The following is a 23,283-nucleotide window of genomic DNA, read 5'->3' as shown; positions in this document are numbered from 1 at the left end:
CCGTGATCGCCGGATCGAGCCTCGCCGGCACGGCCGTGGAGTGGTACGACTTCTTCCTCTACGGCACGGCTGCCGCACTGGTCTTCAACAAGCTCTTCTTCCCCGCGGAAGACCCGATGGTGGGCACGCTGCTGGCGTTCGCCACGTACGCCGTCGGGTTCATCGCCCGCCCGCTCGGCGCGGCGATCCTCGGGCACTACGGCGACGTGAAGGGGCGCCGCGCGACGCTGATCGCCAGCCTGATGCTGATGGGCGTCTCGACGTTCCTCATCGCGTTCCTGCCGTCGTACGAGTCGATCGGCGTCGCGGCGCCGATCATCCTCGTCGTTCTCCGCCTGGTGCAGGGCGTCGCCCTCGGCGGCGAATGGGGCGGGGCGGTGCTGCTCGTGTCCGAGCACGGGGACTCGACGCGCCGCGCCTTCTGGTCCGCGTGGCCGAACCTGGGTCCACCGCTGGGAAATCTCCTCGCCGCCGGCGTTCTCGCCATCCTCAGCGGGATCCTGCCGGAGGACGCGTTCCTGGCGTGGGGCTGGCGCGTCGCGTTCGGGCTGTCGGCCCTGCTGGTCGTGATCGGCCTGGTGCTGCGGCTCTACGTCGCGGAAACCCCGCTGTTCGAGCAGAAGCGCGAGAAAGCGGTGGACGGGCCCAAACCGATGCCGCTGGGCCTGGCCGTGCGCGGCTACTGGCGGCAGATCCTCCTGGCCGCCTTCACCAGGTTCGGGGAGAACGCCGGGTTCTACATCTTCTCGCTGTTCGTCATCACCTACGTCACGCAGATCCAGGGGATGGACCGCGCCACCGGGCTGAACGCCGTGATGGTGGGCATGGTCGTCGCCCTGCCGGCGATCCCGCTGTTCGCGATCCTCGCCGACCGCATCGGCCGCCGCCCCGTCTACATCGGAGCGTCGATCGCCACCATCGGCTGGGCGTTCGCCTTCTTCGCCTTGCTGGACACCAGGAATCCGGCGGCCGTCATCGCCGCCGTCGTCGGCGGGCTGCTGATCTTCAGCGCCTACAGCGCGGTCATCGGCGCCTTCTTCTCGGAGCTCTTCCCGACCGAGGTCCGGTACTCGGGCGTCTCGCTGGCCTACAACCTCGCGTCGGTCCTGGCGGGCTCCCTGGCGCCGATCATCGCGATCGCCCTCTACTCGGCGTTCGGCACCGGCTACGCCATCGGCGTGTACCTGGCGGTGATGGGCGCCATCTCGCTCGGCGCGTCACTGCTCGCCACCGAAACCCGGTCGGTCGACCTGGCCGAGATCGGCGCGGCCGAGCCCGCGCAGGGAGATCCGGCGGCGCGCGTTCGCTGAACCTGGCGGAGGAGATCTCATGAGCACGACGAGGACCACCGCGGCCACGGCACCCGAGCTGGCCTACGAGTGGCTCAAGAACACCATCATCACGTTGCCCCGCGACGAGGAGATGTTCCTGACCGAGGCGCAGGTCGCGGACGCGTCCGGCATCTCGCGCACGCCCGTCCGGGAAGCCCTGCTCCGGTTGCAGGCCGAGGGCTTCATCCGGCGGGTGCCGCGCAAGGGGGCGTTCATCCCGGCGCTGTCGGACAGCGACGTCGAGGCGGTCGTGCAAGCCCGCCGCGTCGTCGAGGAGTGGTCGGTCAACGAGGTCGCGCCGCAACCCGGCGCGGTCCCGGACAAGCTGTACCGGATCCTGCAGGACCAGGGGCAGGACGCCGATCCGGTCGACTTCATCGCGCACGACCTGGAGTTCCACACGACGATCATCCGCGCGGCGGGGAACCCCTTGATGAACGACTTCTACAGCTCGCTGCGGGAACGGCAGATGCGGATGGGCGTGCGCATCGTCATGGCCGACCAGGCCCGCAAGAAGCAGGTGCTGATCGAGCACCGCGCCATCGCCGACGCGCTGGCCGCCGGGGATGCCGAGTCGGCGGTCCGGGCGGTGCGCGACCACCTGCGCACGACGCTGCGCTCGATGACGCAGCCCACGCGCTGATCGCCCGGCACCGGGTCGATCACCAGAACGCTTGCAATGCAACGGAAAGGTCACCTCCATGCTTGACGCCTCCACGGACGTCCTGGTCCTGGACCGGCTGGAATCCGGTGAACCGCTGCGGTTCCGGGACTTCCACGCCCTGGTCGCCGGGTACACGGGACGGGACGAGAAGGCCGTGCGGCACCACATCGACGAGCTCGCCGCGATCGGCGTCGCGCCGCCCGAACAGGTCCCGATGTTCTACCGCGTCGCGGCGAACACCATCTCCACCGCCGGGAGCACGCCGATCGCCGCCACCAACACCTCCGGCGAGGTGGAGCCCGTCATCCTGCGGCACGGCGGGAAGTACTTCCTCGGCATCGGCTCCGACCACACGGACCGGGCGCTGGAGACCGTCGACGTCGGCGACTCCAAGCGCGCCTGCCCCAAGCCGATCGGGCCGGTCGTCGTCGAGATCCCGGACTGGTCGGACTTCGACTGGGATGCCTGCCGGGCCCGCAGCCGGGTCGACGGCGAGCTCTACCAGGACGGCACGCTCGCGAACCTGCGCACCCCGCGCGAACTGCTCGGCATCTTCGCCGAACGGCACGGGGACGACGGCGGCGACCTGATCTGCTTCGCCGGCACCCTGCCGCTGCTGCGCGGCGAGTTCACCCCCGGCGACCGGTGGGATCTCGAACTCGCGCTGCCCGACGGCCGCACGCTCACCCACACCTACCGCACGACCGGAAGGAACTGATCATGCGCACCGGAGCCGACTACCTGGCATCGCTGCGCGACGGGCGCGTGGTGCTCGTCGACGGCGAGCAGGTCGACGTCGCCACCCACCCGGCCTTCGCGCCGGTGGCCCGCACCGTCGCCGAACTCTTCGACATCGCCGCCGACCCGGCGAGCGGAATGCAGTACACCGCACCGGAAACGGGCGAGACCGCCAACCGCGCCTTCGGGATTCCCCGCAGCCAGGAGGAACTCCGCCTGCGCCGGGAGGCGATCGAGACCTGGGCGCGGCACACCCACGGCTGGGTCGGGCGCAGCCCCGACCACGTCGGCACCTTCCTCGCCTCCTTCGCCGCCCACCCCGAGGTCTTCGCCGGCGGCGACCGCGACTTCTCGGCCAACGTCGCCGCCTTCCACCGGCGGCTGCTGGCGGAGAACCTCTACGTCTCCTACGCGATCATCCCGCCGCAGGTCTCCCGCGCCACCACGGCGTCGGGCTGGGACGGTGAGTACCTGCAGGTCGGCGTCGTGCGGGAAACCGAGGAGGGCATCGTCGTCCGCGGCTCGCAGATGCTCGCCACCGGCGCGGCGATCGCCGACGAGATCTTCGTGTCGTGCATCAAGCCGCTCGGGCCGGACGACCAGGACTTCGCCGTCGGCTTCGTGGTCCCGACCGCCGCGCCGGGGCTCAAGCTGTACTGCCGGCGACCGTACGCGCCCGCCGCGACGAGCGCGTTCGACTACCCGCTCACCAGCCGCTACGACGAACCGGACGCGCTGGTCGTGTTCGACGACGTGCTGATCCCGTGGGAGCGCGTCTTCGTCAACCGGGACACCACCGGGGTGCGCCGCCAGTTCTTCGACACCGGCGCGCACGCGCTCGGCAACTGGCAGGCCCAGATCCGGTTCGCCACCAAGCTGAAGTTCATCGCCGGCGTGGCGCGCCGGGTCACGCAGGTCAACGGCGTGGACAAGATTCCCAGCGTGCAGGAGAAGCTGGGCGAGCTGGGTGCGCTCGTCTCCGGCGTCGAATCGGCCGTGCTCGCCGCCGAGTACACCGCCGCTCCCGACGACGCCGGGCAGTGGCTGCCGGGCAAGCGCGCGCTCTACGGCTCGATGGGGCTGCAGTCCGAGATCTACCCGCGGGTGTTGGCGATCCTCCGCGATCTCGTCGGCGGCGGCGTGCTGCAGCTGCCGTCGAGCGTCCGCGACCTCACGAGCCCGGTGACCGCACCCGACATCGAGCACTACGTGCAGTCCCCGGGCGTGGCCTCGGAGGAGCGCGTGAAGCTCTTCAAGCTGGCCTGGGACATCGTCGGGTCAGAGTTCGCCGGGCGGCACCAGCAGTACGAGATGTTCTACGCCGGGGCGCCGTTCGTGGTCAAAGGCGTTTACAGCTACCGGAACTACGGCTACGAGCAAGTGCTCGAGGACGTCGAGCAGTTCCTGGGTTCCTACAAGATCGAAACGGTGTGAGAGGTCAGCATGGCTAAGCCCGAGTACGAGTTCTTCCCCGTCAGCGACGTCGACTTCACGGTCTGCCCCGGCGACGACCCGAAGATCACCGAGCGGATCCTCGCCAAGGACGCGGAGTCCGGCGTGGCCACCCGGATCCTGCGCTACGAGCCCGGCGCCGACTCGACGCCGATGGGCGTGCAGAAGCACGACTTCTGGGAGGAGGTGTACATCCTGGAGGGCTCGTTCACCGACCTGACGCTCGGCGAGACGTTCTCGGCAGGCATGTTCGCCTGCCGCCCGCCGGGGATGCCGCACGGACCCTGGCGCACCGACGAGGGCGTCGTCACCTTCGAAGTCCGCTACTACGACAAGTAGGTCCGCCATGTCGCTTCCAGCTTTCCAAGCGGCGAACGCGGTCGACATGCGCACCAGCATGGGCCGCTTCACCACCGGGGTGGCGATCGTGACCAGCGGGTCCGGAGACCAGGCCTGCGGCATGACGATCAGCTCGCTGACGTCGATCTGCCTGGACCCGGCGATCCTGCTGATCTCGCTCACCGAGGGCTCGCGGACCACCGACATGGTCACCGCGACCGGGCGGTTCGCCGTCTCGATCCTCGGGGCCCGCCAGGAGGCCATCGCCCGCCGCTTCGCCACCCGCGGTGGCGCGCGGTTCGAGGGATTGGACTGCGAGCACGGCGAGTTCGGGCTGCCGATGATCAAGGACGCCCTGGTGCAGGCCGAGTGCGACGTCCACAGCGCGCACGACGTCGGCGACCACCGGGTCGTCTACGGGCTCGTGCGGAACCTCCGCTGCCGGGAGGGCGCCGGTCTGGCGTTCTACTCCGGCCGGTTCGGCGACTTCCACGACTTCGGTCACGAGGAGATGCCCTGGATGTTCTGATCCCGGCTCGTCCGGTAGTCCGATCGGGCTATTGCGGGCGAGAACTACCCGGTCGTGTGACAGGACCGGGCTGCGCTGGGCCAACGCCGTTCGCCGCCGCCGGGCGGGCTTCGGCGGCGACGGCCGGCCGGACCGGGATCCGGCGCGGTGCGCCGGGCGGCGCTCGATCAATTTGAGCAGCTCAGCGCTTTGCGCCGGGGAGCGCGGGTGGCCGTGCCCGACCGGCGAACGCCCCGCACGAGCGAGGGGGCGTTCGCCGGTCGGCGCCACGCACGACCGCACGCCTGGCGCGCCGCGCGCGCCGCGCGGGCATACCTTGTGCCCGGAGTGATCGCGGACCTCCCCCCATGCAGCCGCGGTGCCGCGATCGCCCCGCCGGTGGCCTGCTTCCCCGACCTCCCCAAATCCCTCCGGGGGAGCGGGCCACCGCACCACTTTCCCCGGCCACCCGGCGATGGTTGCCCGGACAACTTGGGTCCGCAACCGTTCGCCGCCGGGGTCACTCCACCGTTGCGGTTCAGGGCTCCAGGGTCAGGAAGTTCCAGCGGGCTCCCGGGGCCAGGCCGCTGAGCGACCGGCCGCAGTTCTGCAGGACGACGGCGCCGGAGGTGACGTGCTGGGTGCCGGTGCCGAGGTCCCGGTGGAACCGCTGGATCGGGCCGCGCCGCAGCGCCGCGGTGCCCGCCCACTTGTGGACCGCCTGCCCGACCGCGTGGGCGGACCAGGTCGCGTTGTTCAGCGCCAGCCGGGCCAGGGTTTCCTGTTCGGTGCTGGGCATCCCGCCGCCGGCCAGGGTCTGCTCGATGTCGGCCCAGACCTGCTTCGCCCAGGCGTGGGCGGACCGCAGCTTGCTCTCCGCGGTCGCGTACTCCGCGTGGAACTGCTGGGTGTCGACCGCGGCGTTCGGAGAACCGGTCTTCTCGGCGGCCAGGGCCTTGAGCTCGTCGAGCAGCCGGCGGCCGACGCCGATCGCCCAGCCGGCGTGCGAGATCCCGGACAGGGTGGCCAGGCCGATGCGGTAGACCGCGCCGCCGTGCTGGGCCTGCCTGGTGGCGGGGTCGAAGGTGTGCGTCTCGGGCACGAACACGTCTTCGCAGGTGTAGTCGATGCTCCCGGTGGCGCGCAGGCCCAGCACGTCCCAGTTGTCGATCAGCGTCGCCTGCTCCTTCGGGAAGGTGCAGATCAGCGCCTGCTCGGTCTCCGCGCACCAGGCCCCGGAGTGGATGTGCCCGGCGAGCGCGATGCCGGAGGCGAACTGCCAGCGGCCGCTGACGAGGAAGCCGCCGTCGACCCGCTTCGCGGTGCCGAGCCGGGTGCCGTGCCCGGCGATCAACGCGAACCGGCCGCCGGCGACGTCGGGGAACAGGTCCGCCGCGGCGTCGGCGCCGAGGTAGGCCGCGGTCGTGCCGGTCACCAGTTGCAGCGCCATGGACGTCCAGGCCACCGAAGCGTCCAGATAGGACAGTTGGGCGATCGTTTCCAGCTGCTGGGTGGGCGAGAACTCGTAGCCGCCGAGTTCTCGCGGGATGCCGGTCTTCAGCACGCCGGAGTCGTGCAGGGCCTGCACGACCTCGTCGGCGAGGCGGCCGGACTCGTCGTTGTGGTCGGCGTGCTCGGCCAGCAGCGGGCCGAGCGCGGCCAGCCGTTGGCGGAGCGGGGTGAACTCGTCGCTGATGTAGAGCTCGGAGGTTTCGGTGGTCATCCTCGTGACTCCTTGCCGAGTTGCCTGCCTTGATCAAGTTCCGGTCGGCAGCCTATGCCGCCGGCCCGGCCCGCGGTGCCGGCTCCCGCCGCCGTCGTCAATTTGTGACCGGCATGCGTGACGATGTGGTGAATTTCCAACCTATCCCCGAATGGGTGAGGCAAATCTTGGCGCCGGACGATATGGTTTGGGCAGGTGCGCACCAAGATGTCGATCGGCAGACTTCCCCGATTCGATTCGGGGATCAAAAAATGGGGGCGAGGGATCGGGAATTCGCGGTTGCGCGGGTTCCCGGTCGCTCGATGGCCACGGGAGTGGTCTGAAATGGATCTGCTTACGAGGTGCAGCGACCTCCCGTACGAGCAGTTGTGCGAGGAGATCCGGATTGCCGGGCGGGCGCGCAAGGAGGCATTGGGCCGAGGCGCGATCGCCGACGTGGAGGCGGCGGAGTCGGTGCTGGACTGGTTCCTGGACGAACTGGCCGACCGGCTCAGACGGGGGGTACGTAACGACGAACTGCCGCGGCCCGACCCGGTTCCGCAGTGACCGGTCAGCCGTGGTCGGAGTTGGGGATCGCGTCGATGAGCAGTTCGCCGGGGTCCCGGCGCGGCGTCGCCGGAACGGGCTCGCCGTAGCCGATCAGCAGCCAGGCCTGGGGGTGGGGCGCGTCGCCGAGCAGCCGGCTCAGCGCGTCGCGGATGTCCTGGCCTCCGGCGAGCGGCAGCGGTGTGGCGGCCAACCCGCGCGCGGTCGCGGTCAGCCACACCCGCTGCCAGGCCTGCCCGGCCTCCAGCTCGCTCTTCGCATCGCTACCCGTCGTGCACAGCACGGCCAGCAGCGGCGCGGGTTCGGCGTCGCTCTGCAGGGCGTGGCGCAGCAAGCCCGCCAGCTCGTCGTGCTCGGCGGGCCGGACGAGGTGCAGCCAGGCGCCTTCGGCGCGTGCCGCGATCCGCAGGTCGTGCTGGATCGAGACGGCGACGGCGGTCGGCTGGAGCGGGCGCCGCTGCGTGCGGCGTGCCGGAATCGCCTCGTACAGCGCGATTTGCTCAGCGTCGGGGCGCTGGTGGCCGCCGCTGCGGATCTCCGCCAGCACGGTGGGGGACGACAGTCGCGGCAGCAGCGTCACGACCGGCCGGACCCCGGCGTGCGCCAGCGCGAGCCGGAGGTTCAGCAAGGCCGCGCCGCAGGCCAGCCGCAGGTCGTGGTCGCCGGGATCGCCGGTCGGCAGCAGCTGGGCCGGGGCGGCGTGCAGCTCGATGACGTTCGGCAGCACCCGGAACCGCCACGGCTGGCTGTTGCGCGGCGAGGGGGCGAGACCGGCCTGCTGGACGATTTGCGCGACCTGGTCCGGTACGAGATCGAAAACAGCGGGAAACCGTCGCATGTCGACTCCTCGACTGCAACGCTGCCAGTGCCGCCCGGGGGCGGGCAGGGGCGAACGACCCGCACGGGATCACGGGGATACCGGGCCGGATCGGCGGTTCAGCCGGTGTTGCGGGAGTTCAGGCGGGAGCCGGGAGCGGCGAGTTGGCTGCGGGCGGCCACCAGGGCGGTGCGGGCTTCGTCGCGAGATCCCTCCGCCAGGCGATCGGCGGCGGTGCGGACCGCGTTCGCGGCGTCGGCGGGGATTTCGATGTGCGGGTGCTGGTCGAGGAGACCGACCGCGCGGGCCAGCTCGCGGTGGGCTCGGTCGGCGGGATTGTGCTGCGCGGTGAGTAGGTCGATCAGTGCTGTGTCCACCGCGTCGCGCAGGGCTGCCTCGGTCGAGGAGTGCGGTACTGCAGTCACGGGGCGGAAGTCTAAGCGCTGCAACGGATGTTCAGCACCCTTCAACATCACCCACACGGGTGGACATTGGCCACAATAGTCACACCATGAACAGAAGTGTTCGGGATCTTGCCGGGCCGGGGCGTGGTCAGCGGCGCTCGAAACGGGCAGCATCACCGCGACCCGGAGTGCACCCGGCCGGTGGGACTTTTGCCCCTTGAACCCTCCGGAAGCGGTGGTACTCACAGAAATGTGGCCGCATCGAACCACACGGGAGAGTCTGCCATGGACGGTGTCGTGAACAATTCGCTGGATGCGTGGCGGACCGGGACGATCGGGCCCCGACTGGTCCAGATCGCCGACCGGCCGTGGGTACGCGACGAGATGCGAGGATTGCGGGACGCCCGGTCCCGCAGAACCGCCGTGAACCTGGCGCTGTTGCGCGCCCCGCTCAACGGCGTCGACCTGGACAGCGACGATCACGCGATGCTGACCTGGCTCGCCGATCGCGACGCCGACATCGTGGCGGGAGTGCACAGCCTGCTGGATCGAGCCCGGGCGGCCCCACCCGTTCCCGGCGCGGCCGAGGCCGGTCACGAGTGACCGTACGCGCGCTAGGACACCGTCGACGCTTCGCTCTCGGCGCGTTCTTCCAAGCGCTGCATGGCGGTCGCGCGGGCTGAGTGCACGTGGTGCAGGGCGGCTTGGCGGGCCGCTTCGGAATCGCCCGCGAGCAGCGCGTCGAGGATCCGCTGGTGGTCTTCGCGGGCCGCCTCGACCCGGCCTGGCACCATCAGCGTGGTCTGCATGCCTTGGTGCAGGATCTGCTGCAGGACGCCGAGGGTCTGCTGCAGGAACTTGTTGCCGGCCGCTTCCACGATGGCCAGGTGGAACGCCTCGTCGAGCTGCTGCAGGCGCTCGAAGTCGCGCGGCACCTGCTCGGTTGCCTCGGCCATGCTCTGCAGAACGCTCGAAACCCGTTGCAGCGCCTCGGCATCCTGCCGCTCGGCGGCCCAGCCCGCGGCGGGGACTTCGAGCACCTCGCGCATCGCGAACAGCTCGCTGATCGAATGGCGTTGCGTGGCCAGGGCCTCGCGGAGCTCCCGGGCGGTCTCGGGCTCGGCGATGAAGACGCCGCGGCCGTGCACCACCCGCAGCACGCCCCTGGCCTTCAGCGCGCCGATCGCCTCGCGCACCGTCGGCCGGCTCACCCCGAGCAGCTCGGCGAACTCGCGCTCCGGCGGAAGCCGGTCGCCCGGGCTGTACCGGCCCGATTCGATCGCCTGCGTGATCTGCTGCTCGACCTGGTTGGCGACCGACCCCGGTGACAGCCGCTCCCACATGTCCCATCCACCTCCGCGAGACCATTCCTGGCCACGAGTCTACGTTCGGCGTTCTTCCCGGCCGGTGGAGCTGCTCGATCCCGGGTTCCTGGCGATGTGGCCGAGGCGTCACCCGGCGGAGTTAAGTAGGCCTACTCAGGATCGGCGCGCGTTCGGCGGGGTACCGTCGCTCGGGTTTCGGGGGAAGGACCGACTGCATGAGCGCGCACTTGGCCGGGGTTGCCGTTCACCTGCCGGAGCGGGAGGTCGGTACCGCGGAGGTGGAGCGGCGGATCGCGGCGGAGAGCGCGGCGTTCGTACCACCGGCCGGGATCATCCGGCGGCTGACCGGCATCGAGTCGCGCCACGTGCTCGGCGACGAGGAGCAGGCCTCCGACCTGGCCGCGGCCGCGGCGCGCAAGCTGCTCGCGGAGACCGGCACCCCGGCAGAGGACGTCGACCTGCTGCTGTTCGCCTCGGCCAGCCAGGACATGGTCGAGCCCGCCACCGCGCACATCGTGGCCGCCAAGCTGGGCCTGCGCTGCCCGGTGATGGACGTCAAGAACGCCTGCAACAGCGTGCTCAACGGCATCGAGGTCGCCGATGCGCTGATCGGCGCGGGCCGGTACCGGCGGGTGCTGCTGGTCAGCGGCGAGTCGCCGTCGCGGGCGATCCGGTGGAACGTGCCCGACATCGGGACCTTCCTGCGCGCCTTCCCGGGCTACACGCTCTCCGACGCGGGCGCCGCGATGCTGCTGACGGACGGGCCCGCCGGAGTGCTCGGCAGCGGGTTCAGCGCCGATTCGTCGCAGTGGGACGTCGGCACGCTGCCGTGCGGAGGATCGGCGCATCCGCGCGATCCCGAGTACACCTACTTCGCGATGGACGGCGGGCGGCTGAAGTCGGCGTTCCTGCGGCTGGGCACCGGCGTGCTGGACGAAACGCTGGCGCGGCTCGGGCTCGGCTGGCAGGACTTCGCCGTCGTGTGCGTGCACCAGGTTTCCCTGCCGTACCTGGACGTCTTCGCCGAACGGGCCGGGGTTCCCGCCGACAAGCTGGTGGTGACGATCCGCGAGCACGGCAACGTGGCCTCCGCGAGCCTGCCGCTGCAGCTGGCCGTCGCGCAGCAGCTCGGCCGCTGCGGGCCCGGTGATCTGGTTGCGCTGGTGGGCATGGCCGGCGGGGTCAGCCTGGGGATCGTGGTGATCCGGCTGTGAGCGGGCTGTGGGTGGTGGTGCCCGCCTACAACGAGGCGTCCGGCATCACTGCGACGCTGGAAGCGCTTGACGCGCAACGGGATTCGGACTTCGAGCTGGTCGTGGTGGACAACGGGTCGACGGATTCGACGGCGGGCGTTGTCGCGGGCTTCGGCCGGACGCGCCCGTGGGTCCACCTGGTGCACGAGCCGGAGAAGGGCACCGGGGCGGCCGCGGACACCGGCATGCGCTTCGCGGTGGAGCGCGGCGCGGCCCGGCTGGCCCGCACCGACGCCGACTGCCTGCCCGCGCCGGACTGGACCCGGCGGATCAACGCGGCGTTCGCGTCGGGGCTGCGCATGGTGGCCGGGCAACTGCTGCCGCGCACCGACGAGGGCGTGCCCGCCTGGCAGCGGTCGCTGCTGGTCGGCGCCGTCGAGGTGGCCAGCGCGTTCGGCAAGATCCGGTCCGGCAACCGCGATCCGCGCTACCGGGGCCCGTACGTGATGGCGCCCGGCTGCAACATGGCCATCACCGGCGAGCTCTACGTCCAGGCCGGCGGATTCCCGCGCACCAAGATCGAAGACCTGCACGAGGACCGCGCCCTGGTCAACGCCGTGCGGCTGCTCACCGCCGATTACGGCCTGCGCCGCGACGTCGTGGTGCGCGGCTCGGTGCGGCGGGTGCGTGCCTGGGGGCTGCTGAAAACCCTCGCCTGGTACGCGGATCACCGCTACCGGCCGGAGCTGGTGGACATCAGGTGACCGCCGCGAGGTGGGAGCGGCGGGTGCAGCTCGGCGCGCACCCACTGGCGTACCCGCTGGTGCGCGGCATCGGGCGGATCGGGCCGGTGGTGCGGGTGCCGCGCGTCGGCGTGGTGGTCAGCGAAGCCGCGCCGGCCCGCGAGGTGCTCACCGACACCGAGAGTTTCACCAAGACCGGGCCGGGTTCCCCGGCGGACCTGTGGACGCCGGTGGTAGGGCCGTCGGTGCTGCTGAACATGGAAGGCGACGACCACGCCCGGCTGCGCCGGAAGCTGTCCGGGCTGTTCACGCCGCGCTTCGTCGAGCAGCTGTGCGAGCGCGTGGCGGCGGAGCCGATGGCGGCGCTGCGCGCGGAGCTGGCCGCGGGGCGCGCCGTGGACCTGGTGCCCGTGGTGCGCGACCTGGCCGGCGCGGTGATCTGCGAGCTTGTCGGCTTGCGGGCCGACCGGGCGGACTTCGCCCGGGCCTTCGCCGCGGCGACGGCGGTGACGTCGATGGTGCGGCTGGGGCGTTCGCGGCTCACCCCGGCGCAGGTGGCGCGCGGGCGGAAGGCCTTGTCGGAGCTGACCGGACCCGCCGCCGTGGCGTTCGCGCACGGCGGCCCGGAGTCGGTTCCGGGACGGATGCGCGAGCTCGGCCTGTCCGAGCAGGAGGCGCTGGGCGCGGTGGCGGCCTTCGTGCTCACCGGCACCGAAACGCTCGTCTCCTACGTGCCGCGGCTGATCGCCCTGGCGCACGACACCGGCTGGTTGCCCCGGCTGGTCGCCGAGCCCGGGCGCGCCGACGACGTGGTGTCGGAGGCCCTGCGGTTCACCGTGCCGTCGCCGGTGATGCTGCGCAGCGTCGCCGCCGAGCGCACGATCGGCGGCGTGCGGGTGCGGCCGGGGGACCGGGTGGTGATCGCGACGATCTCCGCGGCCAAGGGCCTCGGCGGCTTCGACCCCGATCGCCCGCACCCGCCGGCGGTGCAGCGGCTGTGGTTCGGCGCGGGCCCGCACTTCTGCCTCGGAATGCCGTTGGCCGGCGCGGAGATCCGGGCGGTGCTGGACGCCGTGCTCGCCGCGGGTGGCGCGGCCGTCGTGGACCGGAAGGTCGCCCGCCGAGTGTTGATCCCCGCCTACCGGAGCCTGGTGGTGCGCCGTGCCTGACCTGCTCGCACAAGTCCTCGACGCCGGCCGGCGGTACGGCGACGCACCGGCGCTGACCGGACCTGCGGGCCGCACGCTGAGCTATGCAGACCTGTTCCGGCGCATTACGGCTACCGCGGATCGACTGCGCGGCAAGGGTTTTCGCACAGGTGACCGGATGCTGTTCTCGGTCCGTCCCGGGCCGGAGGCCGTCGTGCTGGCCCTGGGTGCGGTGGCGGCGGGCGGCACCGTGGTGTTCATCGACCCGGGCTCCGGCCCGGAGCTGTTCGCCAGCCGGCTCGACCTGGCCCGGCCCGCGTGGGCGGCCGCGGAATCGCTGCTGTACGCGGCGAGCGCGCCCGGCCCCGGCCGGGCGCTGGCCCGGCGGCGCGGCGTGCTGCTGCCGGACTACTCGTCGCTGCCGGTCCGGCACGTGCGGTCCGGGCCGTGGCTGCCCGGCGTCCCGCTGCGCGCCGTGTCGGCGAAAGCGCTGGCCAAACCGGCCGAGCCGGGGGCGGACTGGTCTCCCGCGCCGGACCAGGACGCCGTCGTGGTGTTCACCGCCGGGACCACGAGCGACCCCAAAGCCGTTGTGCACACGCGGGGTTCGCTCGGCGCAGCCCTGGAAGTGCTGGCCACGCGCTGCGCACTCGCACCCGGCGCGCGGGTGCACACCGACCAGTTCCTGCTCGGGTTGCCGAGCCTGGTGGCCGGTGCACATTGGACGATGCCGCGCTTCGGATTCTCGCCCACCGCGGACCTTTCTTCGGTGGCGAGCGGACTTTCGGAAGCCACGCACACCTTCTTCGTCCCGGCGGATTTGGCCGCGCTGCTCGACGCCGCCGAGCGCGGGGAGGTGGCGCTGCCGGGCTCGTTGCGCCAGGTGTGGCTCGGTGCCGCCCCGGTGCTGCCGCCGCTGCTGCGCCGGGCCGAGGCCGCGCTTCCCGGCGCCGAGTTTCTGGCGATCTACGGGATGACCGAGATCCTGCCCATCGCGGTGGCCACCGCCGCGGAGAAGCTCGCGCACGACGGCGACCTGCTCGGCAAGCCGCTGCCCGGGGTCCGCGCGCGCGTCGCCGACGACGGCGAGCTGCTCGTCTCCGGGCCGAACATGTGCCGCGGATACCTCGGGCAGCCGCCGTTGGCCGAGCACGCGACGGGCGACCTGGCGCGCATCGAGAACGGCTCGATCGTGCTGGTCGGCCGGAAGAAGGACATGATCCTGCGCGGCAAGACCAACGTGTACCCCGGGCTCTACGAGCCGTCGATCGCCGCGCTGCCGGGCGTCGAGGGCGCGGCGATGATCGGGGTGCCGGACGAGATCGGCGACGAGCGGATCGTGCTCGTCGTGGCCGGAACGCGGCCGGGGCTGGCGGAATTGGTGCGGGCGGAGCTGCCGAGGCTCATCGACGCGGCGGCGCTGCCGGACGAGGTCGTGGTGGTGCCGGAGCTACCGGTGTCCGGGCGGACCCGGAAGCTGGACCGGGACGCGTTGCGGGAGATGGTGGCCGGATGAGGATCGCGGTGACCGGCGCGACCGGATTCGTCGGCGGCGCCGTGTGCCGCGCGGCGGAGGCCCGAGGCTGGCAGGTGCACGCCTTCGGCAGGCGGCCGGGCGTGCGGCACTGGGACATCGCGAGTGGTCCGCTCGCGGACCCGCCCGAGGTCGACGCGGTCGTGCACGCGGCCGCCGCGGTCGCCGACGAGACCGCCTCGGCGATGATGTGGCGGACCAATGTGGACGGTACGCGGCACGTGGCGGACACCTTCCCCGGCGCGCGCCTGGTGCACATCTCGACCGCGAGCGTCTACGACCCGTTCACCGCGACGGTCGATGCCGACGAGGCGGCGGCGCCGGTCGCGCGATACCTCAATGCCTACGGCGAATCCAAGGCCGCTGCCGAACGACTGCTCACCTACCGGCCCAACACCGTCGTGCTGCGCCCGCACGCCGTGTACGGGCCGGGCGACACGACGCTGCTGCCGCGGCTGCTCGACGCGATCCGGGGGCGCAGCCTGGTGATCGTCGGCGACGGCCGCACCCGGCATTCGCTGACGTCGATCGACAACCTCACCAGCGCGATCCTGCTGGCCTGCAACGGAAAACCCGGCACCTACAACATCGCCGACGCCGCGCCGATGGCCCTGGCGGACGCGCTGCGGGAGATGTTCCGCGAGCGCGGCCTCCGGGTGCGCATCCGCCACCTCCCGGTGCGGCTGGCCTGGAACCTCGCGGCCATCGCCGAGAACACCTGGCGTCCACCGAGGCTGGCGCAGCTGAGCCGCTACGCGGTGAGCCACCTCGGGTTCGAGCGCACCCTGGACATCACCGCGGCGCGCCGCGACCTCGGCTACCGGCCGGAGCCGACGTCGTTCACCGGGGCGGCGCGGTGGTGATGCCGAGCTCGGCGTAGGACGGGATCAGCACGCCGCGAGCGGGCCGCCGGGACACCACCCGGATCGGCCCGGCATCCAGGATCGCCTGCAGCAGGTGGGAAATCTCCGCGCGGGCCAGCGCGGCGCCGAGGCAGAGGTGCCGCCCGGCGCCGAACCAGAGCTGCCGGGTCTCGGGCACGTAGGGCCGGTTGACGTCGAAGCGCCCGACCCGGTTGTTGGCGACGTAGGTCAACAGCATCACGCGCTCACCAGCCCGCATCGAGGCCCCGCCCACGGTCACGTCGTTGCTGACGCTGCGCCCGATCAGTGGTGCGGGCGTGGTCACCCGCAGGCCCTCCCGCACGGCGTCGGGCAGCAGCTCGGGAGACTCGCGCAGCTGGTGCTGCTGGCCGGTGTCGTGCAGCAGCGCGACGGTGCGGGCCATCGCGGTGGCGGCCGTCTCGGTGCCGGCGACCATGAGCAGCGCCGCGATCCCCGAGGTCTCCTCCAACGACAGGCCCAGCTCCCGGCAGCGGCCCAGCAGCGTCTCGGCGGGAGCCTCGGCGAACGCCGCGGGCACGTTGCGCGTGAGATCGGCGATGATCGGCTTGGCCTGCGCGACGACTTCGGGCGGCAGCTCGGTCGACGCGGCGCTGCCCAGCGCCAGCTTCGCCAGCCGCTCCCCGGTGCCGAACACCGCACGGTAGTGCTCGTCCTCCGGCGGCAGGTCGAGCCCGAGCAGATCGGCCATCATCCGCCCGACCAGCACCCGGGACAGATCGGCGAGATCGACGACTTCACCGGCCCGCAGCCGCTCCACGGCGGGCTGCAAGGCCGGGTCGAAGACCCGCCGCACCAACGGACGGGCGGTGGCGTCGGTGAACAGGTCCCGAGCCCGCGAGCGAAGATCGGCGTGCCCGGGGCCGTCGAAGATGCGGTAGACGTAGTCGCCGAGCACCTGAGCCCAGAGGTGCCCGACGCCGCCCTCGCCGAGCAGCGTGAAGTGCGCGCCGTCGTTGAGGATCCGGCGAGCGACCACGGGATCGTTGACCACCCACCCGAGCCGTGGCACCCGCCGGATCGGCCCGCCCCGAGAGGAGAGCCGGAGCAGCAGGTACAGCGCGGGCCGGCTGGCCCAGAGCAGCCGAGCCTCATGCCGCTGAGCGGGATCCCGACGCCCAAGCAAATCGATCACACGGCCGACTATTTCAGAGTCGTGAGCACTTTGGTCCGCCATAGCGGCCCAAACCACTCACGACCCTGGCGCCCCGCGCGAGTTGAGACCGGTGGCCGGGCGCGGGCTGGGGGCCAATGAAGACTGTTCGCGATCAATCGCTGCAGGAGGTCTGATGCCTGGGGTAACGCCGACGATGGGGCGACGCCGTTTGGGAGGTGTGCTGAAGTCGTTGCGGCTTGGCGCTGGGCTGAGCAACGAGCAGGCGCGCCAGCGTGCAGGCATGTCGACCGCGAAGCTGTCCCGGCTCGAAGCCGGCCACAACGTGGTTGCGCAGAAGGACATTCGAGCTCTGCTGGACGCCTACAATGCAGACAGCCAGACGCGCGACAAGGTGTTGAGGCTTGCTCAACTGGCTGAGCATCGCGGTTGGTGGCAGGAGTTCGACGATGTACTGCCTGCCGACTTCGACCTTTACCTCAGCGTTGAGGAGGCAGCGGCTTCGCTGCTGGTGTTTCAGACCTCTGTGGTCCACGGGCTGCTGCAAACCGAGGACTATGCAAGGGCCTGGCATCGCGCAGAAGATCCAGGAAGGCCCAACGCCGAACTGGAACGGCTCGTCGGTCTGAGGATGGCCCGCAAGCAAGCCTAGGTCCGGGAGGACGAGCCGCTGATCATTTGGGCTGTCCTTGACGAGGCGGTTGTGCGCAGGAAGGTCGGCGGCCCGGACATCATGAGGGCGCAGCTGGGACACCTGCTGTCGATGAGTGAACAGCCCAACGTCACCATCCAGATCTTGCCCTTCGAGGTTGGCGCGCACGTGGCGGCCAGTGGTTCCTTCACGCTGGTCGAGTTCGCCGAGCCGACCGATCCCGAGATCGGTTACGTGGACTGCGCCGCCGGGAATGTCTACCCGGAGAAGCCTGCGCAGGTGCGCCGGATGAAGACGCACTTTCATCACCTGACGAGTTCGGCCTTGCCCGCGATAAAGTCGCTGTCGTTCATCCGCAAGGTGCAGAAGGAGTTGACGTGAGCCACGTTGACCGGGCGTCCGACTTAGCAATCCGGTGGCGCAAGAGCAGCCGCAGCGCGCAGGGCTCGGAGTGCGTTGAGGTAGGCGCCACCGCGGAGTTCGCCGCCATCCGGGATTCGAAGAATCCCGCAGGGCCCGCATTGCTGATCGTGCCTGGCGTGTACGCCGCGATGGTTCAGGCGATCAAGGCCGGGCGGTTCGACCAGGCCTGACTTTTCTACCCAAGATTTGCTGCTCCGCCTTGTTTGGGCTGGTCAACGACCGTGAGTACTTTGTGTTGCTATAGCAGCACAAAGTACTCACGGGGCTGGAGCCAGGCCGTCGTCCATGTCAGTGCGCCGGGATTGCTGCTGTGGCTTCGACTTCTACCGCTAGTTCCGGGGTTGCCAGCGCCGCTACGACTATCAGCGAGTGCGTCGGCCAGTCTTCGTTCGGGTACCACCTGGTCAGCGCTTCTTGCAGGGCCTTGCGGTAGCCCGCGAGGCGGTCCGTGCTCGACAGCATCGCGAACAGCTTCACCAGGTGTTTCAGCTCCGCACCTGCCGCTTTCAGCAGGTTTTCGATGTTGGTCAAGGCCGCGCGGGTTTGCGATTCCGCGTCGGGGCCCGCCAGCTCGCCGTTCGGCGACGTGCCCACCTGGCCCGAGATGATCAGGTACTCGTGTCCGGCCGGTACCCGGGCCAGGTGGCTGTACCTCCCGATCGGCGGGGCCACGCCTTCAGGGTTCCAGCGCTTGATCATCGTTGTTTCCTCCTCGGGGCCGTCGAGCCTCGGACGATGAGTTCCGGGGCCAGTTCCGTGATGATCTCGTGGCGGGCCGGGCTGCCTTCGAGCTGGCGGAGGATCGCCGCCACCGAGCGGCGGCCGAGCTCGCGCAGCGGGAGGCGGACCACTGTCAGCGGCGGCGACAGGTGGCGGGCGAAGAAGACGTCGTGCATGGCCACAATGGACAGATCTTCCGGGATTCGCAGCCCCGCTTCGCGCGCCGCCGTCATGGCGCCCACTGCCGCCAGCACGTTGCTCACCACGATGCCCGTCGGCGCCGCTCCGCTCGCCAGCAGGCGGGGTAGCGCCGCCGCGCCTTCCTCGGGCGTGTGGCCGCCTCGCAGTTGCGGGCCGTCCGGTAGCCCGGCCTCGTGCAGCGCTCGTCGCCAGCCTCGCGTGCGTGCTTCGGAGCGGGCCTTCGGGTTGCCCAGCTTGAGGTGTGCGATCGCGGTGTGCCCGAGCTCGACCAGGTGTCGCGTCGCGAGGTACGTCGCGTCGTCGTCGTCCAGCGCCACGCTGCCGATCTCGCCGCGCGTGCGGTCATTGACCAGCAGCAGCGGGAGCCGGGTGGCCGCGATCTTGGCGATCGTCTCGTCCGCCGTGCTGCTGCCGCGCTGCAGGAGGAGGCCGTCGATGCGGTTGCCGCGCACGATGCGCTCGAAGGTCCGGTCGCTGCGGGCCAGTTCGTCGGCGTCCGCGAGCAGCAGGGCGTAGCCGGAGGCGCTGGCCTCCTCCTGCGCGCCCGCCATGATCTCGCTGTACACCGGGTTGCTGGTGTCGTGCACCGCCATCCCGAGGATGCCCGACTCGGCGCGGCGCAGCGCCCGCGCGACCTCGTTGGGCGTGTACCGCAGCTGCGCCGCCACCTCCAGGACGCGGTTGCGCGTCTCCTCCCTGATCCGCAGCGTTTCGTCGCCGCGGAGCAGGCGGGAGACCACCGCCTGGCTGACGCCGGCGATCCGGGCCACGTCGCTCATCTTGGCCCGGCCGGTGGCCGGTGTCGGCGGATCGGCGGGTTGACAGCTCTCGGACACGGGGGTAAGCATACCGGCACGGTAAAACGATTTACTGATTACTCCGGACGCCCTGAGGAGATCGGGACGATGAGGTCTTCCAACGATCCCGCCGCGCGGAGATCCGTCGGCACCGTCGCGGCGGTGGCCGCGATCGGCGGTCTGCTGTTCGGCTACGACACCGGGGTCATCTCCGGTGGGCTGCTGTTCATCCGCACCGAGTTCGGCCTGTCCGCCCTGATGGAGGGCGTGGTGGTCAGCTCGCTGCTGGTGGGCGCGACCATCGGCGCGCTCGTGTCCGGGCGACTGGCAGACCGGTTCGGGCGGCGGACCGTCCTGCTGGTCACCGCGGGCATCTTCGCCGTGGGCGCTCTGATCGCCGGGCTCGCGCCGGACGCGACCGTCCTGGTGCTCGGCCGCTTCGTGCTCGGCCTGGCCATCGGCCCGGCCTCCGCGGTCGTGCCGCTCTACATCGCCGAGATGGTGCCCGCCGACCGGCGCGGCGCGCTGGTCAACAGCAATCAGCTGATGATCACCATCGGCATCGTGGTGTCCTACGCCGTCGGTTTCCTGTTCGCGCCCATCGAGGGCTGGCGGTGGATGCTCGGGCTGGCCATTGTGCCCGCCGTGCTGCTGGCCGCGGGCATGGCGGTGCTGCCGGAGACGCCGCGCAACCTCGTCAGCCGCGGGTTCCCGGCGCGGGCCGAGGACGTGCTGCGGTCCATCCACGGCAAGGCCGACGTCGCCGCCGAACTCGCCGAGATCGCCGCCGCCGACGAGCGCGACCGGCAGAACCGCTCGGCGCGCGGCGTGCTGCGTGATCCGGCGCTGCGGCCGATGCTGGTGGTGGGCATCGGGCTGGCGGTGTTCTCGCAGATCGCAGGCGTGAACACGATCATCTACTTCGCGCCGTCGGTGCTGGAGACCTCCGGCTTCGGCACGTCCGGGTCGATCCTCGCGCAGGTCGGCGTCGGTCTGATCAACGTGCTGATGACGGTGGTCGCGATGCTGCTGATCGACCGGCTCGGGCGGCGGCCGATGGTGATCGCCGCGTTCGCCGGGATGGGCGTGAGCATGGCCGCGCTCGGCCTGGTCTACCTGATGCCGAGCCAGAGCGGCCTGGTCGGCTGGTTCGCGCTGGTCTGCATGGCCGCCTACATCGGCTGCTTCGCCTTCGGCGTCGGCGCGATCCTGTGGGTGCTGATCGCCGAGATCTACCCGCTGAAGGTGCGCGGCGCGGCGGTCGGCATGGCCACGATGGCGCACTGGCTGGCGAACTTCGTGGTGGCGCTGACCTTCCCGCTGCTCATCGAGGGCGCCGGGGCCACCGCCACGTTCTGGATCTTCGCGGTGGTCTGCGCGGCGGCGACGGTGTTCTGCGTGCGGCTGGTGCCGGAGACGAAGGGGCGTTCGCTGGAGGAGATCTCCGAGGCTCGCGAGGAGGCCGCCCGATGACGGTGTTGCGCGGCATGGCGTGGGGCCACCAGCGCGGCGTCGGCTGCCTGCGGGAGGTTTCGGCCGCGTACGCGCGTCGGCATCCCGGGGTGCGGGTCAGCTGGGATTCGCGGTCGCTGCGGGAGTTCGAGGACGTGCCGATCGTCGAGCTGGCCGCCCGCTACGACCTGATCGCGATGGACCACCCGTACGTCGGCCAGGCGCACGCCGGTTCCGCCTTGGTGCCGCTGGAAGAGCTGCTCCCGGAGTCGTTCCTGGCGCAGCAGCGGGCGAACAGCACCGGCCCGAGCTTCGCGAGCTACACCTGGGCCGGCAGCCAGTGGGCGGTGGCGATGGACGCCGCGGCCCAGGTTTCGGCCTACCGCCCCGAAGCGCTCGACAGCGCGCCGACGTCCTGGGAAGACGTGACGGCCTGCCTGAAGGAGCTACCCCGCCACCGGGCGCTGCTGCCCGCGAACCCGACGCATTTGATCTGCGGCCTGCTGACGCTGTGCTCGCAGATCGGGGGGAGCGGCTGGCTCGACCGGGCCGGGCTCGACCCGGAGGTGGCGGTGCCCGCGGCCGAGCGGCTGCTGGGCCTGCTGGCGCTGGTCGACGCGCGGTCGCTGGACCTCGACCCGATCGAGGCGCTGACCGCGATGTCCGCCGGCGACGTGGCCTACTCGCCGATGGTGTTCGGCTACGTGAACTACGCGCGCGACCACGCGGTCCGCTTCGCCGACATCCCATCGCCGGACGGCGCGCCGGCCGGGTCGCTGCTCGGCGGCGTCGGCCTGGCGATCTCGGCGAAGTGCGCGGAACCCGTTGCGGCGGCGCGGTTCCTGTCGCACGTCGTGAGCCCGGAGTGCCAGCGCGGCGAGTACGCGGCGGCGGGCGGCCAGCCGGGCAACCGGGCTGCGTGGACCGATCCGGCGGTGGACGCGGCATCGGGCGGGTTCTACTCGGCGACGCTGCGGACGCTGGACCGGGCCTTCGTGCGGCCCCGGCACATCGCTTACCCCGTGGTGCACCGCCGGGCGGCCGAGGAGATCCACCCGCTGGTGCGGCGCGGGACGACGGCCGGGGAGATCGTGCGCCGGTTCAACGAGGTCTGCGCGGCGACGTACGCGGAGCTGGAGCCGTGACGACGCTCGCCGAGCTGGTCGCCGCCGCGCACCGGACCTTCGCGGCGCGCCCCGCCGTCGGCGCGCTGACCTTCGGCGACCTGGGCGCGCAGGCCCGGGCCGCGGCGACGGCGTTGCGGCGGCTCGGCCTGCGGCCGGGCGATCGGGTGCTGATCGCGCTGGACAACCGGCCGGAGGTGCTGGCGCTGGAACACGCGCTGTGGCTGGGCGGATTCGTGCGCGTCGCGGTGAGCACCCGGTTGCACCCGGCCGAGATCGCCGCGATCGCCGACGACTGCGCTGCCGCCGCGATCGTGACCGAGCTCGATGTGCCGGGGCACCGGGCGATCGCGCCGGGAGCGGAGCTGTTCTCCGGCCCGGCCGACGACTTCGAGCCGCGCCGCGATTCGGACGACCTCGCCGCGCTGATGTACACCTCGGGCAGCACGGGACGGCCCAAGGGCGCGCGGGTGACCAGCGGCGCGTGGGTCGCGATGGTGGAGGCGATGTGGCAGGAACTGCCGCCCATCGGGCCGGACGACGTCGTGCTGCACGTCGCGCCGATGAGCCACTTCAGCGGCTCCGTCGGCTCCGCCTACACCCTGGCGGGCGCGGCGGCGGTGCCGCTGGCCAGGTTCGACGCCGTCGAGGCGGTCGCGGCGATCGAGCGGCACCGGGTGACCGCCGTGACGCTCGTGCCGACCATGCTCGAACGGCTCGCCGAGGCCGTCGACCGGCCGACGAGCCTGCGCGCCGTCGTCTACGGCGCGGCCCCGATCTCGGTCCCGGTGATGCGCCGCGCGCAGGAGGCGCTCGGGACGGTGCTGTACCAGTTCTACGGCCTGAGCGAAGCGCTCGCGCCGCTGACTGTGCTGTCCGCGGCTGACCACGCCACCGGCGACCCGCAGGTGCTCTCCTCCATCGGGCGGCCGGTCGACTCGGTGGACTTGTCCATCGTGGACGGTGAGATCGCCGTTCGCGGGCCGCAGATCATGCCCGGCTACTGGGGCGGCGAGCCGCTGCGGGACGGCTGGTTCCGCACCGGCGACCTCGGCCGCCTCGACGCCGCCGGGCGCGTCCACCTGGCCGGGCGGCGCAGCGAGCTGATCGTGACCGGCGGCTTCAACGTCCACCCGGCGGAGGTCGAGCAGGCCATCGCCGTGCTGGACGGCGTCGCCGAGGTCGCCGTGCTCGGCGTCCCGGACGCGCGCTGGGGCGAGGCCGTTTCCGCCGTCGTGGTCCGCGGGCCCGGAAGCGAACTGTCCGAAGAGGACGTTCGGCGGGCCTGTGCGAGCCGGCTCGCCGGGTACAAGAAGCCCCGGCGCGTCGTGTTCCTGCCCGAGCTGCCGCAGACCAGCACCGGCAAGCCCGACCGCAAGCGGCTCCGCGCCGCCTTCAGCTGACCCCGAAACCCGAAAGGCAGGTGCGAAAGT

Annotated in this window: 24 protein-coding genes and 1 pseudogene; 18 read left to right on the top strand and 7 right to left on the bottom strand. The window is 71.5% G+C overall.

Annotated elements, in window-relative coordinates; translation table 11 throughout:
• Window positions 1–2: 2 nt before the first annotated feature.
• Genes BLW84_RS00445 through BLW84_RS00420 form a run of 6 tightly spaced genes read left to right on the top strand, consistent with a single transcriptional unit; the run spans window position 3 to window position 5,053 of the window.
• The gene (locus BLW84_RS00445) at window positions 3–1,310 is read left to right on the top strand and encodes an MFS transporter (protein ID WP_245760844.1); all 1,308 of its coding nucleotides are present in this window, start codon (window positions 3–5) and stop codon (window positions 1,308–1,310) included.
• Window positions 1,311–1,329: 19 nt separating this feature from the next.
• Window positions 1,330–1,974, top strand: coding sequence for a GntR family transcriptional regulator (locus tag BLW84_RS00440; protein ID WP_093259998.1), 645 nt, complete (start codon window positions 1,330–1,332; stop codon window positions 1,972–1,974).
• 58 nt (window positions 1,975–2,032) lie between these two features.
• Window positions 2,033–2,713, top strand: coding sequence for a DUF2848 family protein (locus BLW84_RS00435; protein WP_093259996.1), 681 nt, complete (start codon window positions 2,033–2,035; stop codon window positions 2,711–2,713).
• Between the two features lie 2 nt (window positions 2,714–2,715).
• Entirely contained in the window at window positions 2,716–4,167 is a 1,452-nt protein-coding gene (locus BLW84_RS00430) for a 4-hydroxyphenylacetate 3-hydroxylase family protein (protein WP_093259994.1), read from the top strand.
• A gap of 9 nt (window positions 4,168–4,176) precedes the next feature.
• Window positions 4,177–4,524, top strand: coding sequence for a cupin domain-containing protein (locus BLW84_RS00425; RefSeq protein WP_093259992.1), 348 nt, complete (start codon window positions 4,177–4,179; stop codon window positions 4,522–4,524).
• Between the two features lie 7 nt (window positions 4,525–4,531).
• On the top strand, window positions 4,532–5,053 hold the full coding sequence (locus BLW84_RS00420) for a flavin reductase family protein (RefSeq protein WP_093259990.1): 522 nt from the start codon (window positions 4,532–4,534) through the stop codon (window positions 5,051–5,053).
• Between the two features lie 517 nt (window positions 5,054–5,570).
• Here BLW84_RS00420 and BLW84_RS00415 read toward each other — a convergent pair.
• Window positions 5,571–6,755: an acyl-CoA dehydrogenase family protein gene (locus BLW84_RS00415; protein WP_093259988.1), complete on the bottom strand. Its 1,185-nt coding sequence runs from the start codon at window positions 6,753–6,755 to the stop codon at window positions 5,571–5,573.
• 324 nt (window positions 6,756–7,079) lie between these two features.
• Here BLW84_RS00415 and BLW84_RS00410 point away from each other — a divergent pair, with 324 nt between their 5' ends.
• Window positions 7,080–7,301, top strand: a complete 222-nt coding sequence (locus BLW84_RS00410; RefSeq protein WP_093259986.1) for a hypothetical protein — start codon at window positions 7,080–7,082, stop codon at window positions 7,299–7,301.
• 4 nt (window positions 7,302–7,305) lie between these two features.
• On the opposite strand, the gene BLW84_RS00405 is transcribed toward BLW84_RS00410, so the two are convergent.
• Window positions 7,306–8,139: a nitroreductase family protein gene (locus BLW84_RS00405; RefSeq protein ID WP_093259984.1), complete on the bottom strand. Its 834-nt coding sequence runs from the start codon at window positions 8,137–8,139 to the stop codon at window positions 7,306–7,308.
• Window positions 8,140–8,237: 98 nt separating this feature from the next.
• Window positions 8,238–8,543, bottom strand: a complete 306-nt coding sequence (locus tag BLW84_RS00400) for a hypothetical protein (protein WP_143060823.1) — start codon at window positions 8,541–8,543, stop codon at window positions 8,238–8,240.
• 264 nt (window positions 8,544–8,807) lie between these two features.
• On the opposite strand from BLW84_RS00400, the gene BLW84_RS47135 reads away from it, so the two are divergent.
• Window positions 8,808–9,125: a hypothetical protein gene (locus BLW84_RS47135; protein ID WP_177226188.1), complete on the top strand. Its 318-nt coding sequence runs from the start codon at window positions 8,808–8,810 to the stop codon at window positions 9,123–9,125.
• Window positions 9,126–9,136: 11 nt separating this feature from the next.
• Here the strand turns inward: BLW84_RS47135 and BLW84_RS00390 are convergent, their stop codons facing one another.
• Window positions 9,137–9,865, bottom strand: a complete 729-nt coding sequence (locus BLW84_RS00390) for a FadR/GntR family transcriptional regulator (RefSeq protein ID WP_093259980.1) — start codon at window positions 9,863–9,865, stop codon at window positions 9,137–9,139.
• A gap of 197 nt (window positions 9,866–10,062) precedes the next feature.
• Between BLW84_RS00390 and BLW84_RS00385 the strand changes: the two genes are divergently transcribed.
• Genes BLW84_RS00385 through BLW84_RS00365 form a run of 5 tightly spaced genes read left to right on the top strand, consistent with a single transcriptional unit; the run spans window position 10,063 to window position 15,328 of the window.
• Window positions 10,063–11,061, top strand: a complete 999-nt coding sequence (locus tag BLW84_RS00385) for a 3-oxoacyl-ACP synthase III family protein (RefSeq protein ID WP_093259978.1) — start codon at window positions 10,063–10,065, stop codon at window positions 11,059–11,061.
• Entirely contained in the window at window positions 11,058–11,804 is a 747-nt protein-coding gene (locus BLW84_RS00380) for a glycosyltransferase family 2 protein (protein ID WP_093259976.1), read from the top strand. Before BLW84_RS00385 ends, BLW84_RS00380 begins: the two co-directional genes overlap by 4 nt.
• On the top strand, window positions 11,801–12,952 hold the full coding sequence (locus tag BLW84_RS00375) for a cytochrome P450 (protein ID WP_093259974.1): 1,152 nt from the start codon (window positions 11,801–11,803) through the stop codon (window positions 12,950–12,952). The genes BLW84_RS00380 and BLW84_RS00375 overlap by 4 nt, the downstream gene beginning before the upstream one ends.
• Window positions 12,945–14,447: a class I adenylate-forming enzyme family protein gene (locus BLW84_RS00370; RefSeq protein WP_093259972.1), complete on the top strand. Its 1,503-nt coding sequence runs from the start codon at window positions 12,945–12,947 to the stop codon at window positions 14,445–14,447. The genes BLW84_RS00375 and BLW84_RS00370 overlap by 8 nt, the downstream gene beginning before the upstream one ends.
• Complete coding sequence (locus BLW84_RS00365; RefSeq protein WP_093259970.1) at window positions 14,444–15,328, top strand: NAD-dependent epimerase/dehydratase family protein; 885 nt, start codon at window positions 14,444–14,446, stop codon at window positions 15,326–15,328. Before BLW84_RS00370 ends, BLW84_RS00365 begins: the two co-directional genes overlap by 4 nt.
• Here the strand turns inward: BLW84_RS00365 and BLW84_RS00360 are convergent.
• Entirely contained in the window at window positions 15,306–16,502 is a 1,197-nt protein-coding gene (locus BLW84_RS00360; RefSeq protein WP_218157171.1) for a cytochrome P450, read from the bottom strand. The genes BLW84_RS00365 and BLW84_RS00360 overlap by 23 nt on opposite strands.
• Before the next feature lie 154 nt (window positions 16,503–16,656).
• Here BLW84_RS00360 and BLW84_RS48825 point away from each other — a divergent pair.
• Both BLW84_RS48825 and BLW84_RS00345 read left to right on the top strand, forming a co-directional pair.
• Window positions 16,657–17,514, top strand: a pseudogene (locus BLW84_RS48825) (helix-turn-helix domain-containing protein).
• A complete protein-coding gene (locus BLW84_RS00345) occupies window positions 17,511–17,726 on the top strand; it encodes a DUF397 domain-containing protein (RefSeq protein ID WP_093259962.1) in 216 nt (71 codons plus the stop codon). The pseudogene BLW84_RS48825 and the gene BLW84_RS00345 overlap by 4 nt, the downstream one beginning before the upstream one ends.
• Window positions 17,727–17,844: 118 nt before the next feature.
• Here the strand turns inward: BLW84_RS00345 and BLW84_RS00340 are convergent, their stop codons facing one another.
• A complete protein-coding gene (locus tag BLW84_RS00340; protein WP_093259960.1) occupies window positions 17,845–18,255 on the bottom strand; it encodes a RidA family protein in 411 nt (136 codons plus the stop codon).
• Window positions 18,252–19,313 (bottom strand): LacI family DNA-binding transcriptional regulator, encoded by a 1,062-nt coding sequence (locus tag BLW84_RS00335; protein WP_177226186.1) that lies wholly within the window; start codon window positions 19,311–19,313, stop codon window positions 18,252–18,254. Before BLW84_RS00335 ends, BLW84_RS00340 begins: the two co-directional genes overlap by 4 nt.
• Window positions 19,314–19,382: 69 nt before the next feature.
• On the opposite strand from BLW84_RS00335, the gene BLW84_RS00330 reads away from it, so the two are divergent.
• The 3 genes from BLW84_RS00330 to BLW84_RS00320 are packed head-to-tail and all read left to right on the top strand — an operon-like array spanning window position 19,383 to window position 23,253.
• Window positions 19,383–20,747 (top strand): sugar porter family MFS transporter, encoded by a 1,365-nt coding sequence (locus tag BLW84_RS00330; RefSeq protein WP_093259956.1) that lies wholly within the window; start codon window positions 19,383–19,385, stop codon window positions 20,745–20,747.
• The gene (locus BLW84_RS00325) at window positions 20,744–21,871 is read left to right on the top strand and encodes an ABC transporter substrate-binding protein (RefSeq protein WP_093259954.1); all 1,128 of its coding nucleotides are present in this window, start codon (window positions 20,744–20,746) and stop codon (window positions 21,869–21,871) included. The genes BLW84_RS00330 and BLW84_RS00325 overlap by 4 nt, the downstream gene beginning before the upstream one ends.
• Window positions 21,868–23,253 carry a class I adenylate-forming enzyme family protein gene (locus tag BLW84_RS00320; protein WP_218157170.1) on the top strand — a complete coding sequence of 462 codons (1,386 nt, stop codon included), beginning with the start codon at window positions 21,868–21,870 and terminating at the stop codon, window positions 23,251–23,253. The genes BLW84_RS00325 and BLW84_RS00320 overlap by 4 nt, the downstream gene beginning before the upstream one ends.
• The last annotated feature ends 30 nt before the right edge of the window (window positions 23,254–23,283 follow it).

Origin of the sequence: Saccharopolyspora shandongensis (assembly GCF_900106995.1) — a bacterium.
Taxonomy (GTDB): Bacteria; Actinomycetota; Actinomycetes; order Mycobacteriales; family Pseudonocardiaceae; genus Saccharopolyspora; species Saccharopolyspora shandongensis.
The sequence above is the reverse complement of the archived record's forward strand: the minus strand, read 5'-3'. Positions and strand labels throughout refer to the sequence as shown.